At 71.7% G+C, this 12625-nt stretch carries 13 protein-coding genes and 2 pseudogenes; 7 read left to right on the top strand and 8 right to left on the bottom strand.

Annotated elements, in window-relative coordinates; genetic code table 11:
* Positions 1-137: 137 nt before the first annotated feature.
* Positions 138-407, top strand: coding sequence for a hypothetical protein (locus ACFWP3_RS35365; RefSeq protein ID WP_384229451.1), 270 nt, complete (start codon positions 138-140; stop codon positions 405-407).
* Positions 408-738: 331 nt separating this feature from the next.
* Here ACFWP3_RS35365 and ACFWP3_RS35360 read toward each other — a convergent pair whose 3' ends face one another.
* Both ACFWP3_RS35360 and ACFWP3_RS35355 read right to left on the bottom strand, forming a co-directional pair.
* Complete coding sequence (locus ACFWP3_RS35360) at positions 739-1038, bottom strand: hypothetical protein (protein ID WP_384229449.1); 300 nt, start codon at positions 1036-1038, stop codon at positions 739-741.
* Between the two features lie 210 nt (positions 1039-1248).
* Positions 1249-1905: pseudogene (locus ACFWP3_RS35355) on the bottom strand (response regulator); the annotation flags it as partial.
* 457 nt (positions 1906-2362) lie between these two features.
* On the opposite strand from ACFWP3_RS35355, the gene ACFWP3_RS35350 reads away from it, so the two are divergent.
* The 3 genes from ACFWP3_RS35350 (at position 2363) to ACFWP3_RS35340 (ending at position 4532) form a co-directional block, all read left to right on the top strand.
* Positions 2363-2797: a hypothetical protein gene (locus ACFWP3_RS35350; RefSeq protein ID WP_384229446.1), complete on the top strand. Its 435-nt coding sequence runs from the start codon at positions 2363-2365 to the stop codon at positions 2795-2797.
* 98 nt (positions 2798-2895) lie between these two features.
* Complete coding sequence (locus ACFWP3_RS35345) at positions 2896-4050, top strand: hypothetical protein (protein WP_384229445.1); 1155 nt, start codon at positions 2896-2898, stop codon at positions 4048-4050.
* Positions 4051-4130: 80 nt separating this feature from the next.
* A complete protein-coding gene (locus tag ACFWP3_RS35340) occupies positions 4131-4532 on the top strand; it encodes a WD40 repeat domain-containing protein (protein ID WP_384229443.1) in 402 nt (133 codons plus the stop codon).
* Positions 4533-4565: 33 nt separating this feature from the next.
* On the opposite strand, the gene ACFWP3_RS35335 is transcribed toward ACFWP3_RS35340, so the two are convergent.
* Entirely contained in the window at positions 4566-5159 is a 594-nt protein-coding gene (locus ACFWP3_RS35335) for a TetR/AcrR family transcriptional regulator (RefSeq protein WP_384229440.1), read from the bottom strand.
* 228 nt (positions 5160-5387) lie between these two features.
* Between ACFWP3_RS35335 and ACFWP3_RS35330 the strand changes: the two genes are divergently transcribed.
* Complete coding sequence (locus ACFWP3_RS35330; protein WP_384229438.1) at positions 5388-6848, top strand: MFS transporter; 1461 nt, start codon at positions 5388-5390, stop codon at positions 6846-6848.
* A gap of 43 nt (positions 6849-6891) precedes the next feature.
* Here ACFWP3_RS35330 and ACFWP3_RS35325 read toward each other — a convergent pair whose 3' ends face one another.
* A complete protein-coding gene (locus ACFWP3_RS35325; RefSeq protein WP_384229436.1) occupies positions 6892-7146 on the bottom strand; it encodes a DUF1049 domain-containing protein in 255 nt (84 codons plus the stop codon).
* 244 nt (positions 7147-7390) lie between these two features.
* Here ACFWP3_RS35325 and ACFWP3_RS35320 point away from each other — a divergent pair, with 244 nt between their 5' ends.
* Positions 7391-8641: a glycosyltransferase gene (locus tag ACFWP3_RS35320; RefSeq protein WP_384229434.1), complete on the top strand. Its 1251-nt coding sequence runs from the start codon at positions 7391-7393 to the stop codon at positions 8639-8641.
* Positions 8642-8724: 83 nt separating this feature from the next.
* Here ACFWP3_RS35320 and ACFWP3_RS35315 read toward each other — a convergent pair.
* Positions 8725-9448: pseudogene (locus ACFWP3_RS35315) on the bottom strand (GntR family transcriptional regulator).
* Between the two features lie 53 nt (positions 9449-9501).
* Between ACFWP3_RS35315 and ACFWP3_RS35310 the strand changes: the two are divergent.
* Positions 9502-9786 carry a DeoR family transcriptional regulator gene (locus ACFWP3_RS35310; protein ID WP_384229432.1) on the top strand — a complete coding sequence of 95 codons (285 nt, stop codon included), beginning with the start codon at positions 9502-9504 and terminating at the stop codon, positions 9784-9786.
* Between the two features lie 7 nt (positions 9787-9793).
* Here the strand turns inward: ACFWP3_RS35310 and ACFWP3_RS35305 are convergent, their stop codons facing one another.
* From ACFWP3_RS35305 to ACFWP3_RS35295, 3 genes are all read right to left on the bottom strand, one after another.
* On the bottom strand, positions 9794-10264 hold the full coding sequence (locus ACFWP3_RS35305; RefSeq protein ID WP_384229430.1) for a hypothetical protein: 471 nt from the start codon (positions 10262-10264) through the stop codon (positions 9794-9796).
* 250 nt (positions 10265-10514) lie between these two features.
* A complete protein-coding gene (locus ACFWP3_RS35300; protein ID WP_384229427.1) occupies positions 10515-11366 on the bottom strand; it encodes an aldo/keto reductase in 852 nt (283 codons plus the stop codon).
* Positions 11367-11429: 63 nt separating this feature from the next.
* Entirely contained in the window at positions 11430-12407 is a 978-nt protein-coding gene (locus tag ACFWP3_RS35295; RefSeq protein WP_384229424.1) for an aldo/keto reductase, read from the bottom strand.
* Between the last annotated feature and the right edge of the window lie 218 nt (positions 12408-12625).

Below are 12625 nucleotides of genomic sequence, written 5' to 3'. Positions count from 1 at the left end.
ATGAGGTGCTGGTGCGTTGCCCCCGGTGTGATGGGTGCGCCTCTGTCACACCCCACCCCGGGGGCTTGGACCTCCCTCGGCGGCTGCGGTGCATGGGGTGCGGCTTCTTCAAGGATCGGAAGGTTGATTCTGCTGTCGTGGGCGGCATTGTCGATCCCTATTTCCAGCTACCGCTGTGGTTGCAGGCGAGCTGCTGTGGACACGTCCTGTGGGCGTACAACGTGCGCCATCTCGATCTTCTGGAGGCCTATGTGGCGGCCAAGCTGCGTGAGCGCGGAGAGCTTGTGCCCGCGGCTCCGACGAGTCTGGTCGAGCGGCTTCCCACCTGGCTGAAGGCTGCCAAGAACCGGACCGAGGTCTTGCGGACGATCAGGCGCTTGCGGTCCACGCTGCCCGCTGGTGGGTGAGCTTCCACGCCTGGTGGAGCTCGGTCGGAAGAGTCCCGAGGTGCTGGCCCTGGCCGGATCGATCATGCGTGGGCTCTTCAGGACCACGGCGCCGACGACCGCTGTCCCGGCCAAGGTCTGCCGGCCAAGTCCTGGCCGTGATGGCGATCCTTGAAAGCGGCGGCTCTGGCCGGGGCCCGGTACCATCCGACACTGCCGGCGAACACCCACTGGTCCCACTGGCCGGACGCTGGAACCCTCTAGCGCCTGCTTCGCCTGGTACCGAGTTGCCGGTCAAGTGGCTCGGCATCGCGTGCCCTCACGACCCGGCCTTGAACGGACGTCGCCGGCGTCAGTCGATGATTGGGCCGGCAGCCGACCAGCGCTGGCCAGGGGGCCTCTGATGGCCGGAATCCAGCGGAGTGCCACTCGCATCGACGACTGCGTAGTCGACGACGATCTTGTACGGGTCGCCGTCCTCGTAGAGCCACACCGTGACGCAGCCCTTCGAGACACCAGTGTGGAACCAGACGTCGACGCCCTCTGCCTCGGAGCGCACGGTGATTACCTCCCCTGGTTTCATCCAGTAGTCCTCGCAGTACGGCTCGAGGAAGAGGCAGAGCTCGGTGTTGCCCCGGTTCTCTACCGGCATGCTGTTGCGACCCACGGATTCCCCCAAGATCGATGTCCCTCGACACACTAACCGCCAGTGCTACCGGGCCTCGGCGTGGGCCCGGGGGAGGGGTGGGAGCGGTACGCGGGGACGGTCGCGGGTCTGGAGGGGCGGAGGGGCCGCGTTCGCCAGTTCAGGTGCCAGTTCAGGTGCCGGTGCCGGTTCCGGTGCCGGTTCCGGATCCGGCCGGCCCGGGGACGTGAGCCCCGACTCGTAGGCCACGACCACTGCCTGGGCCCTGCTGCGCAGGTCCAGCTTGGTCATCGTGTGGTGGAGGTGGGTCTTGACGGTCGCCTCCGACACCACGAGGGCGGCGGCTATCTCCTCGTTGTTCATACCTGTGGCGACCAGCCGCAGCACGTCCACCTCACGGGACGTGAGCTGTTCGAGGGCGGTCGACCGCAAGGGCCGGGCCGGGCTCTTCGGTGCGTACGACTCGATCAGGCGGCGGGTCACGGTCGGCGCGAAGATCATGTCCCCGGCGGCGAGGACGGCCACCGCGTTCAGCAGTCGCGCCGGCGGCATGTCCTTGAGCAGGAAGCCGCTGCACCCGATCCGCAGGGCGGCGTAGATGTACTCGTCCTCGTCGAAGGTGGTCAGCGCGGCCACCCGGGGCGGCGGCGTGAGCCCGAGAGCGAGGATGCTCTCGGCCGCGGCCAGGCCGCTCATCCCCGGCATCCGGATGTCCATGAGGACCACGTCGGGGCGGTGCAGCGCGGTCGCGAGGACGGCGGCCTCGCCGTCGGCGGCCTCCGTGACCGTTCCGGTTCCGGGGGCCGCCCGTAATAACGCGGCGATTCCGCCCCGGATGAGCTCCTGGTCGTCCACGACAAGGATGTTGATCACATCAGCCCCCCGGCTCCCGGCCTTCGTTCGCGGTCGTTTCGAGCGCTGCGGGGACCCGGCAGGCGGCAATGCGGCCCACACCGGCGCGGTCACCGCCGGGCCGCCGTCAGCGGCAACGTGAAACGCACCTCGAACCCACCCCGGCCGCGCAACCGCACTCGGCACACCGTCCCAGATCTTGACACGTTCATGCAATCCCAGAAGCCCCACGCGCGCCGAGGAACCTGGCGGACGAGGACGTGCGCGGACGTGCGCGGCCGTGCCCGGACGTGCCGCTCCTCAACCCGTCGGTTGAGAAGGGCTCAGCCCAGCGCCGGAGGCCGCTCCCGTCCACCACCCCTGGTGGGGCGCCGAGTTCAACATCTCGTCGGTCGATCGGCCCTGGCCGCGGACCGTAACTTCCTCTCATCCCAGCCGCTCGCCCCCTCCCGGGGCGCAACCAACCGGAGAAATCCCGATGATGACTGCTTCCGTCCGGGCCCGTACCGTCGCCGTCGCCGTCGCCGTTGGGGTGGGCCTGGCGGCCACCCTGCTGGCCACGCAGACCGCGTCCGCCGACTCCAAGTACAACGAGTGCTCCAAGAGCACCGGGGTCCTCAGCATCGGCACCGAGTACGACCACGGCAGCCAGAACACCGTGTACGTGAAGGAGGTCAGCTTCACCATCGAGCGCAACGGCAACGCGCACAACAACGTCTACCTCCGGGTCCGCAAGGGCAACGGAAGCGACGTCTGGGCCTGGACCAGCGACGACAACGTCCGCGGCGGCAAGACGCACACGAAGACGGTCAACAAGCGCATCTCCAAGGTGGACAAGCCCTACTTCAAGGGCCACGCGACCTTCGACTCGGATCTGGGCGACGAGACCTGCGCCGCGTACATCAACTACTGACCGGAGGCGGCTGGGCGGACTCCGACTCCCGCCCGGCCGCACCACACGGCTCCGCACCACACCACACGACACCACACCGTACGAGGGAGCCGATCCAGTTGCGTTCGAGACGATGGCGACGGCCGGCCACCGGCCTGATGGCCCTCGCGGTGGCGGGCGTCCTCGCGGCCGCCCTGTGGGGTCCCGGCACCGGACCTCGTACCGCGTCCGGCCCGAGCGGCGGGCCCGCGGCGGCCGCAGCCGCGTTCGCCGCGCCCGTGATCCTCGACGCGGACACCCACGGCGCGATCCTCCTCGACCGCGGCCGGGGCGAGCTGCTGGGGATCCGCGCGGACGGCAGCGTCCGCTGGCGCGACCGCGAGATGGCATCCCGGCCGTACGTGTCCTGCCTCGCGCAGTGCCCCGACGCGGTCGGCTCCGGCTCCGCCGTCGAGACCCCCGCGACCTCCGTCGTCTGGCACCTGGGCGACGAACTGCGCATCGACACGGGCCGCTCCGACCTGGTGCTCTGGGCCGCGTCCCCCGAGGAGGCGCTCGTCCTCGCGCCCCGCGGCGACGGCGGCCACCTGCTGGAGCTTCCCGGCCGCCGGGCCCGGGCACAGCCGCAGCCGGTCGACGGCACCGACCCCCAGCTGTTCACCTCCGCCGACGGCAACCGCGCGCTGCTCACGTTCCGGTCACCCGGCACCGTCTACCACCCGCTCGAACGGCGCGACGGCACCTGGACCGCGGCACCGGCCGTCCAGGCCGCGTCGGGCAGCGCCTGCCTGGACCGTACGGGCGAGCGGGCGCTCCTCATGGGCGACCGCACCACCTCCCTCGCCGAAGCCGCGGCCGCACAACCCCGCGAACTGACCGTCCCACGCGGCGGGTTCTGCGCCCTGGTCGGCCGGCAGGCGCTCATTCAGCGGTTCACCAGCGACCCCGAGCGCGGCACCACGACGACGACCCAGGTGTACTCCCTCGACGGCCCGCTCCGCTGGGAGCGCGCGGACCCGGGCTTCCACCCGGCCCGCTGGGATCCAGAGTCGGGCCTGATCGCGCTGGCGACCGACACCTCACTGCACCTGGTCGACCCCCACGGCACGACCGTGCACACGGGCCCGCCCGTAGCCGACGTCTTCCTCCCGGCCTCCGGCTGCCTCCTCGTCCTGGACCCCGACCTGCACGCACACACCCGCCGCCTGACGACCCCCGCCGAGGGCCCGTCACCCTGCGGGGACTGGGATCGCGCACCACGCGCCGGCGGATGACCTCGTGCGCGCCCTCACCCGATTGGGCCACACTGGGCCCGACCGTTCGACTGTTCGACCGCAGGGGCGGGGCGGGGGAGATGGGTGAGGGCGACAACGGCGAGACGCGGTGCACCGTGACCGGCGCGGTGAGCCGGTTCGACACCTTCAACCCCCAGGGCCGGCGCGCCTCGGTCAGGGGCCCGTACCACGATCGCGGCACGGGCGTGAGCCGTGGCCGGGGAGCGGTCGCCTTCAGCGCCTCCGGCCGTTTCGCCCTGGGCATCTGTGGGGACGACGCTCTGCGCATATGGGACCTCGCGGACGGAACGTGTACGCGAACGCTGGCCGGACACGCCGCCGTTCCGACCGCTGTGTGGCTCGGCCCGGACGCACGCCGGGCGGTGTCGGCCGGCTCCGACGGCGAGATCCGGGTCTGGGACGTGGACCGGCGGTGCGTGCGCCGTGTTCCCGCACCCGGGCGCCTCCTGGCCATGGTCTGAGCCTGCTGCATCCCGCCCCCCGGAACCCCCACGTCAGGTCTGGTGTCTGCGGAGCAGCGGGGGTGAGGGGTTCGGCAGGGGGGTGGCGGCGGCGGGGGAGAGGCCGTCCACGACCAGCGTCACGTAGCGCCGCCAGCCGCCCTCGGCCGGATCCATGGTCCACAGCACGCTCACGAGCATGCCCATGACCCTCTTCAGGTCGTCCGGTACGAGGTCCTCCCGGATCACTCCGGCCTGCTGGCCCCGGGTGACCAGCGGGTCGAGGGCGTCGAAGAAGCGGGCGCTGGTCTCCGAGGTGAAGATCCCGGCGTTCCGTGCGGCCGTCAGCACGTGGTGCTCGTCCGCCGCCGACGTCAGGGCGGCCTCGATCACGGAGGTCAGAGCGCGGCGCGGGTCCTCATCCTCGAGGGCGCGCTCGATGACGGGGAGGACCTGCTGGGTGAACTGCTGGTCCAGTACCGCCCGCAGGAGCGCCGCCTTGTCCGGGAACCGCCGGAAGAGCGTCGCGATGCCCACGCCCGCGCGCCTGGCGATCTCGTCGAGCGGTGCGTCGGGCCCCTGCTCGGCGTAGACGTCGCGTGCCGCCCGCACGATCTTCTCTGCGTTGCGCAGGGCATCGGCGCGCATGGGCCTGGGGGTATCGGTGGGCACACCCCAAGCCTAACAAGTGATAGCCGACCCTTAGTTCGAGTTGACACCCCGCGAGCCGTGAAGTGATAGTTGGCTACTGAATAAGGTGGGCTCTTTCGCGCCGCCGCCGTGCCACCGTCCTGCCCGTCCCGCCGCACCATCCAGCTCCCCGCGTCACCGCGCACGGACGGCGGGGCGACCGACCCACGCCCCGAGGGACCCTCCATGTCTCAGCCGCCCGCGGCTCCACACACCGGCAAAGTGATCGCCACGCTCGCACTGGCGGGGATCACCGCGGCCGTCATGCAGACCTTGGTCACGCCTCTCCTGGCCGAGCTGCCCCAGCTCCTCCACACCTCCTCCTCCAACTCCGCCTGGGTCGTCACCGCGACCCTGCTGGTCGCAGGCGTGTGCGTACCCATCAGCGGGCGCCTGGGCGACATGATCGGCAAACGCCGCATGCTCCTGGCCTGCACCGTTCCGCTGATCGTCGGATCCGTGGTGTGCGCGCTGTCCAGCAGCGTCGTCCCGATGATCGTCGGCCGCGGCCTGCAGGGCATCGGCATGGGCATGATCCCCCTCGGGATAGCCCTGCTCCGCGACATCGTCCCGGCCGAGAAGCTCAGCTCCTCCATCGCCCTGGTGAGCGCCTCCATGGGCATCGGCGGCGGAATCGGGCTCCCGCTCGCCGCGGCGGTCGCACAGTACGGCGACTGGCGCCTGCTGTTCTGGGGCGCCGCGGGGCTCGCGGCCGCCGTCGCCGTCATGATCATCGCTTTCGTCCCCGACGTCCCGGTCGCGGCCAAGGGGCAGCGCTTCGACTTCCTCGGCGCGCTGGGCCTGGCCGTGGGCCTGGTCTGCCTGCTGCTCGCCGTGTCCAAGGGGGCCGACTGGGGCTGGGGCTCGGCCACCGTCCTCGGACTGTTCGCCGGTTCCGTCGTCGTTCTGGCGGCCTGGGGGTGGTTCGAGTGGCGCACCACCGACCCGCTCGTGGACCTGCGCACCACCGCCCTTCCGCGCGTCCTGCTGACGAACCTCGCATCGGTGTTCATCGGGTTCGGCATGTACGCGAGCATGCTGGTCATACCGCAGCTGCTCCTGTACCCCGAGGCCACCGGCTTCGGCCTGGGCCGGTCCATGCTGGCGGCCGGCCTGTGGATGCTGCCCGGAGCCCTGATGATGATGGTCGTGTCCCCGCTCGGGGGCAGGCTGACCAACGCCCGCGGACCCAAGGTCACCCTCGTCTGCGGCGCGCTCCTCCTGGCCGCAGGCTACGGCGCCGCCCTGCTGCTGGCCGGCACGGCCCCGGGCCTGATGGTCGCCGCCATGGTCATCAACAGCGGGGTCGCCCTCGCGTACGGAGCCATGCCGGCCCTGATCATGGGTGCGGTGCCCCTCGCGGAGACCGGCGCCGCCAACGGCTTCAACGCGCTCATGCGCTCCCTGGGCACCTCGGTCGGCGCTGCCGTCGTCGGCGTGGTCCTGGCCCAGATGACCACCACGGTCGGCGGCTTCACGTTCACGTCCGAGAGCGGCTTCCGGACCGGCCTGCTGCTGGGCGGCTGCCTCGCACTGGTCTCCGGGGCCGTGGCCGCCCTCATCCCCGCTCCCCGGGCCGAGCAGCGGACTCCGCAGGACCGGACGGGACCGGCGAGCGAAGCCGCCGGCGTGGCCGCGAGCTCGTAGCGGCATCGGCCGTCCCGCCCAGGCGGAGGGCGGGGCGGCTCCGTCAGCGCCTGGCCCGGCGGTGGGCGATCAGCAGGCCGAGCGCCATGCCCGCCAGCAGCGTCACGGTCAGCACGCCCCACAGCGGGATCGTGACCGTCGGGATCCACAGCCTGACGGTGACCCGCCCGGTGTTGACGGCGATGAACCAGATGGCGAGGGCGGCCAGGACGACGAAGCCAAGGGTGCGCAACCGCACGTCCCGGCCCTTGACGCTCAGCGTCGATGGACGATGTGACGTAGAGGCCTTCTGTGTCATATAGGCCATTATCGACCTGTACGGGGGATTGATCGACTGCAAGGCCGTCACGGGCGGCGGGAAGCAGGCAGCGGGCAGCGGGCGGCGGGCGGCGGGAAGCAGGCAGCGGGCGGCGGGCGGCGGGCGGCGGGCGGCGGGCGGCGGGCGGCGGGCAGCGGCCGGCGGGACGCGTCGCGCTCAGGCCGCGCTGCCTGCGACGCGCGCCTCCCCCGACCACCCGGGCGCCGCTGCCATGCTGATCGCCATGCGTGTTGCTCTGATCACGGCAGGCTCCCGGGGTGACGTCGCGCCGTTCACCGGGCTCGGGCACCAACTGGCGCTGGCGGGCCACGAGGTCACCCTGGCCACCCACCAGTCCTTCGCGGGTCTGGTGGCCCAAGCCGGCCTGACGTTCCACGGCCTGCCCGTCGACCCGCAAGCGGAACTGCGGACGGAGCACGGCCGCCGCCTGCTGAGCAGCAGGAGCGGACCGGGAAAACTGGCCTGGATGCTCGCCATGGCCAGACGCCTGGTGGGAGACATGGCCGCCGGAATGCTCGACGCGGCCCGGAGCAGTGACGTACTGCTGCTCTCCGCGTCCGTCGCGCCCCTGGGATACGCCATCGCGGAAGGGCTCGGCCTGCCGAGCCGCGGCGTCTACCTCCAACCGCTGGCCTCCACCGGCGAATTCCCACCGCCCGTCACGGGTACGCGCTCGCTGGGCGCGGAGGGCAACCGGCTGGCGGCGCGTGCGGTCAACGCCTCGCTGGACCTTGTGTTCGCGGAAGCCGCCCGCACCGTGCAGGGCGACCTCGGCGTTCCCCGAGACGGCAGCCGGGCCCGCCGCCGACGCCGAGAACGGCAGGAATGGCCGGTGCACCACGGGTTCAGCCCGCTGGTGGTACCCCGCCCGCGCGACTGGCGTCCGGCCCTGACGGTCGGCGGCTACTGGTGGCCGTACGATCCGCCCACCGCCGAACTTCCCGCGTGCGTACGGGATTTCCTCGACGCCGGTCCCGCCCCCGTCTTCGTCGGACTGGGCAGTCCGACGGTCCCGAACCCGCAGCGAGTGAGCCGGCTGATCGTGCACGCACTGCGCATGGCCGGCCTGCGCGGCGTCATCCAGTCCGGGTGGAGCGGTCTGCGGGCGGAAGGCGACGACATGCTGACGATCGGAGAGGTGCCGCACGCGCTGCTGTTCCCGCGCATGGCGGCGGTGGTCCACCACGCGGGAGCGGGAACGACGGCAGCAGGGCTCCGTGCCGGGGTGCCGGCCGTGCCCATGCCGGTGTGGTTCGACGGGCCGTTCTGGGCATCACGGCTGGCCGCCCTCGGAGTATCACCCGGATCCGTCCCGCTGCGGCAGTTCACCAACCCGGGCCCCCTGGCCGCCGCACTCGGCGCCGCCACCCGCGATCCGCACTACCGGCGCCGCGCCCACGCCATCGCGGCGGAACTCCGCGAGGAGGACGGAGGGAAGCCGGTACTGGCAGGGCTGGACGGTCTGGCGCCCTGACTGACCGGCGCCCTGCCGGGCCGGCGTCCGGCGGGCGTCCCGTCTCCCAGAAAAGAACGGACGGCGCCGAGCGGCGACGGCCGCTACTCCACCGGCACGAAGGCCTCCAACACTCCTGAGACCAGCCCGACCTGCGGACCGGGCAACGGGGACCACGTCCTCATGGACGGCTGCCCTGCGGTGAGGGAGGCGTGGAAGCGGTAGCGGTCGGCACGGTAGACGCCGCGGCTGTACTCGCAGGGCCGGTCGTGCTGGTCGAAGGTGAGCTGTTCCGTGTTCAGGACGGGGGCGCCTTCGGCCAGGTCGAGGTGACCGGTTTCCTCGGGCGGCACGAGGGAGGCGTGCACCGAGTAGCGGGCGTGCCTGGGTACCTTCGCGCTCGGTGAGCGCCGTGAAGAGCGACACCGAGGTGAAGTCGATTTCGGTCAGGCCCGGCACGCGTTCGGCCGGGACCAGGCTCACGGAGTGGCAGATGGCCAGGCCGCTGAAGTGCCGAACCCGGTCGAGTTCGAAGATCTCGTCCCCGGGGAGCACGGCGAGCTCCTCGGCTTCGTGGAAGTCGGCTGGGCGGAGGCGTGCCGCGAGGACGCGGGCCGTGGCCTCGAAACCGAGGGAGCGGGCGTACTCCTGGAGGCCGCCGACCGATTCCGAGGTGTGGTCGAACGACGGGGCCGGGGCGTGGGTCACGTGCCAGCCCGCACGCTCCACCGACGCGACGAGGCCGTCCTCTTCCAGTGCGCGCAGCGCCTTCCGCACGGTCTCGCGGCTGACGCCGAGCCGGTCGCACAAGTAGCGCTCGGAAGGCAGTCGCGCCCCGGCGGGGAAGTCTCCCGCGGTGACGGCATCGGCGATGGCGCTGTATGCCTGTGCGTGGACTCACCGCACAGGCCGGGCGCGACCGGATAGAAGCCAAGGCCTTGGTGGGCGGGTACGTCACCTGCCGGGCGCTGGCGCTCGAACTCGACGTGAGCGCCATGACCATCAACCGGGACCTGCAGGTGCTGGCGAGGCAGGGCCGCCTGTACCGGGTACGAGGGGGAGCGGCCGCCCCGAACCTCACGCTGAACGAATACGCGCAACGGCTCGACCGCAAGACAACGGACGGCCGCCCCCGGGCCTGGACCGCACGCCCGCAGGCCCAGTAGCGCAGGCTCAGTAGCGCAGGGCCGTTCCGACGCTCGCTGCGACGTCACCGGACAGGGCGCGGGTGCTGCGGGCCGTGCCCTGTCCGGTGGCCCCGGCGGCCACGTCGGAGACGGTCATGACGACCGTGTCGAGCAGGTTGCCCCCGGGGTCGCGGAAGTCGACCTGGACCGCGAAGGACTTCGCGCCGTCGGCGGTGTTGGACACCGTGACCGGCACCGTGCTGCGCCCGTCGGCGTCCTTGGCGGGCGTGCCCAGCCGGACATCCGTCTTCGCGTCCACCCCGTCCTTCACGCTGTCGAGCTTCTTCTTGGCGTCGGCGGCCGCGGCGTCCAGCCCCGCCCCGACCGACTGCACGGCCGAGGCCGCCTTCGACGCGACCTCGGACGGTGTGGTGTCGCCGGAGCACCCGGCGGTGCCTACGGCGAGAACCGCCAGCGCAGCGGCTACCGGCAGGGTGCGCGTCCACGCACGGTACATACGGGCCTCCATGGGGCTCCGGTGGCCGGCGCGCGCGTACTACGCGTGGGTATGCGGCGCACGTGGCCGCGCCGGCACAGAACCGTCGGCGGATACCGACGGGCCGTCAGCAGCCACATCATGCCGCCCGGGGAGCCGGGGCGGCCGGTAGCCGCCCCGACACCACCGCACACCCAGCCGATCGCAGCAGCGGCACCCGCGTGACGGGCGCGTGCGGTGGGTCGAGGGACCGGTTCACGGTCACCGGGCCTCAGCCGGTCAGGCGGTGTGTGCCGAGGCGGGAGGTCATCTCGGGGTCGCGGTGGTCGAAGAACAGCGATGCGCCGGTGTCCAGGGTGGCGATCCGGGCCATCTGGTCGTCGTTGAGCTGGAAGTCGAACACGTCGATGTTCTGTGCCATGCGGTCGGGGCTGACCGACTTGGGGATGGAGACGATGCTCCGCTGGATCAGCCAGCGCAGTACGACCTGCGCCGCGGACTTGTCGTACGCCTTCCCGATCTCGCTGAGTACGGGGTGCGTGAACAGGTTGTTCCTGCCCTCGGCGAAGCCGCCCCAGGACTGGTGCTGGACCCCGTGCTCAGCCATCAGGTCGTGGTCGGTGGCGCGCTGGAAGAACGGGTGGGTCTCGATCTGGTTGACCGCCGGGGTGATCTCGTTGTTGAGGATGAGGTCCAAAAGCCGGTCGGGGTAGAAGTTGGAGACCCCGATCGCCTTGGCCAGCCCCTCGCGGTTGACGGCCTCCATCGCGCGCCATTGCCCGTAGACGTCGCCGTACGGCTGGTGCATCAGGTACAGGTCCACGTGGTCCAGGCCCAGCTTGGCCAGCGACGTCTCGAAGGAGCGACGGGCGTTGTCCTCGGCCGGCGCGTCCTGGATCCACAGCTTCGTGGTGACGAACAGCTCCCCGCGCGGGATGCCGCTGGCCTTGATGGCCCGGCCCACGGCCTCTTCGTTGCCGTACGCGGCCGCGGTGTCGAGCATCCGGTAGCCGGCCGTGAGCGCGTCGGCGACGGCCTGCTCGGTCTGCTCCGGGGGGATCTGGTAGACGCCGAAGCCGAGGATCGGCATCCGGACGCCGTTGTTCAGAGTGACGCTCTCCATGGGGACCTTCCTTGTCGTCGGGGTGCGCGGGCGCTGCCGGGCGGCCGCTCGGCGCGATCGGGGTCAGCGTTCGAGCATCTGCGCCTGGGCTGCGGTGTGGGTGTCGCCGGCGGCCGGCGGCAGACTGCCGAGCCGGTCGATCTGCTCGCCGCTCAGCGTGAGACCGTCGGCGGCGGTGTTCTCCTCGACCCGGGCCACACGCTTGGTGCCGGGGATCGGGGCGATGTCGTCGCCCTGGGCCAGCAGCCAGGCCAGCGCCACCTGCGCCGGGGTGGCGCCGACCTCCGTGGCGAGGGCCTGGACCTCGTCGGCGATCGCCAGGTTGCGCCGGAAGTTCTCGCCGGTGAAACGCGGGTTGTCGCGCCGGAAGTCGCCTTCGTCGAACTGGTCGGTGGAGCGGATCGTGCCGGTCAGGAATCCGCGCCCGAGCGGGGAGAACGGCACCAGGCCGATGCCCAGTTCGCGCAGCACCGGCAGCACCCGCTCTTCGATGCCACGGGTCCACAGGGAGTACTCGGACTGCACCGCGGTGACCGGCTGGACGGCGTGGGCGCGGCGGATGGTGTCCGGGCCGGCCTCGGACAGGCCGAAGCCGCGTACCTTCCCCTCGCCGATCAGCTCGCCCACCGCCCCGGCCGTCTCCTCGATCGGGGTGTTCGGGTCGACCCGGTGCTGGTAGTACAGGTCGATGTGGTCGGTGCCGAGCCGCTTGAGCGATCCCTCGACGGCGGTGCGGATGTTGGCCGGGCTGCTGTCGAGTGTCCACGGGCCGGCGCCGGCGTGGGAGACGAGGCCGAACTTCGTGGCCAGCACCACCTGCTCGCGGCGGCCCTTCAACGCCCGGCCGACGAGCTCCTCATTGGCGTACGGGCCGTAGATCTCGGCGGTGTCGACCAGCGTGACACCAAGCTGCAGCGCCCGGTGCACGGTCCGGATCGACTCCGCCTCGTCCGTCCCGGCCCCGGTGTAGCCGTCGGACATGCCCATGGCTCCCAGGCCGATCCGGGACACCTCCAAGTCACGCAGCTTGATGTACCGCATCCGCTCTCTCCGCTCCGTCGTAATCCCCGGCCGGTGACCACCTTGGACGGCACCGCGGGCCCGCTCGGCGCGACGCGCGGACACCGGCGGTGAATTCCTTCCCGGTTGCCCGGAGCGGGCGGTTCGGTGGTCGGTCAGGAGCTCATGATGTAGCGCAGGGCGAGGCCGGATGCGGTTGTCCAGTAGGTGACGCGGGCTCCGTCGTCGAAGGGGACTTG

It is taken from the genome of Streptomyces sp. NPDC058525 (genome assembly GCF_042719495.1).
Lineage (GTDB): Bacteria > Actinomycetota > Actinomycetes > Streptomycetales > Streptomycetaceae > Streptomyces.
Note: the sequence above shows the minus strand (reverse complement) of the source record. Positions and strands in the feature narration are given on the sequence as shown.

What these genes read in the sequence shown, in the direction of transcription:
- ACFWP3_RS35300 (WP_384229427.1), bottom strand. Translation starts at nt 11,366, where the DNA reads ATGGAGAGCGTCACTCTGAACAACGGCGTCCGGATGCCGATCCTCGGC.
- ACFWP3_RS35340 (WP_384229443.1), top strand. Translation starts at nt 4,131, where the DNA reads ATGGGTGAGGGCGACAACGGCGAGACGCGGTGCACCGTGACCGGCGCG.
- ACFWP3_RS35305 (WP_384229430.1), bottom strand. Translation starts at nt 10,264, where the DNA reads ATGTACCGTGCGTGGACGCGCACCCTGCCGGTAGCCGCTGCGCTGGCG.
- ACFWP3_RS35325 (WP_384229436.1), bottom strand. Translation starts at nt 7,146, where the DNA reads ATGACACAGAAGGCCTCTACGTCACATCGTCCATCGACGCTGAGCGTC.
- ACFWP3_RS35350 (WP_384229446.1), top strand. Translation starts at nt 2,363, where the DNA reads ATGATGACTGCTTCCGTCCGGGCCCGTACCGTCGCCGTCGCCGTCGCC.
- ACFWP3_RS35295 (WP_384229424.1), bottom strand. Translation starts at nt 12,407, where the DNA reads ATGCGGTACATCAAGCTGCGTGACTTGGAGGTGTCCCGGATCGGCCTG.
- ACFWP3_RS35360 (WP_384229449.1), bottom strand. Translation starts at nt 1,038, where the DNA reads ATGCCGGTAGAGAACCGGGGCAACACCGAGCTCTGCCTCTTCCTCGAG.
- ACFWP3_RS35335 (WP_384229440.1), bottom strand. Translation starts at nt 5,159, where the DNA reads ATGCGCGCCGATGCCCTGCGCAACGCAGAGAAGATCGTGCGGGCGGCA.
- ACFWP3_RS35310 (WP_384229432.1), top strand. Translation starts at nt 9,502, where the DNA reads ATGCCTGTGCGTGGACTCACCGCACAGGCCGGGCGCGACCGGATAGAA.
- ACFWP3_RS35320 (WP_384229434.1), top strand. Translation starts at nt 7,391, where the DNA reads ATGCGTGTTGCTCTGATCACGGCAGGCTCCCGGGGTGACGTCGCGCCG.
- ACFWP3_RS35330 (WP_384229438.1), top strand. Translation starts at nt 5,388, where the DNA reads ATGTCTCAGCCGCCCGCGGCTCCACACACCGGCAAAGTGATCGCCACG.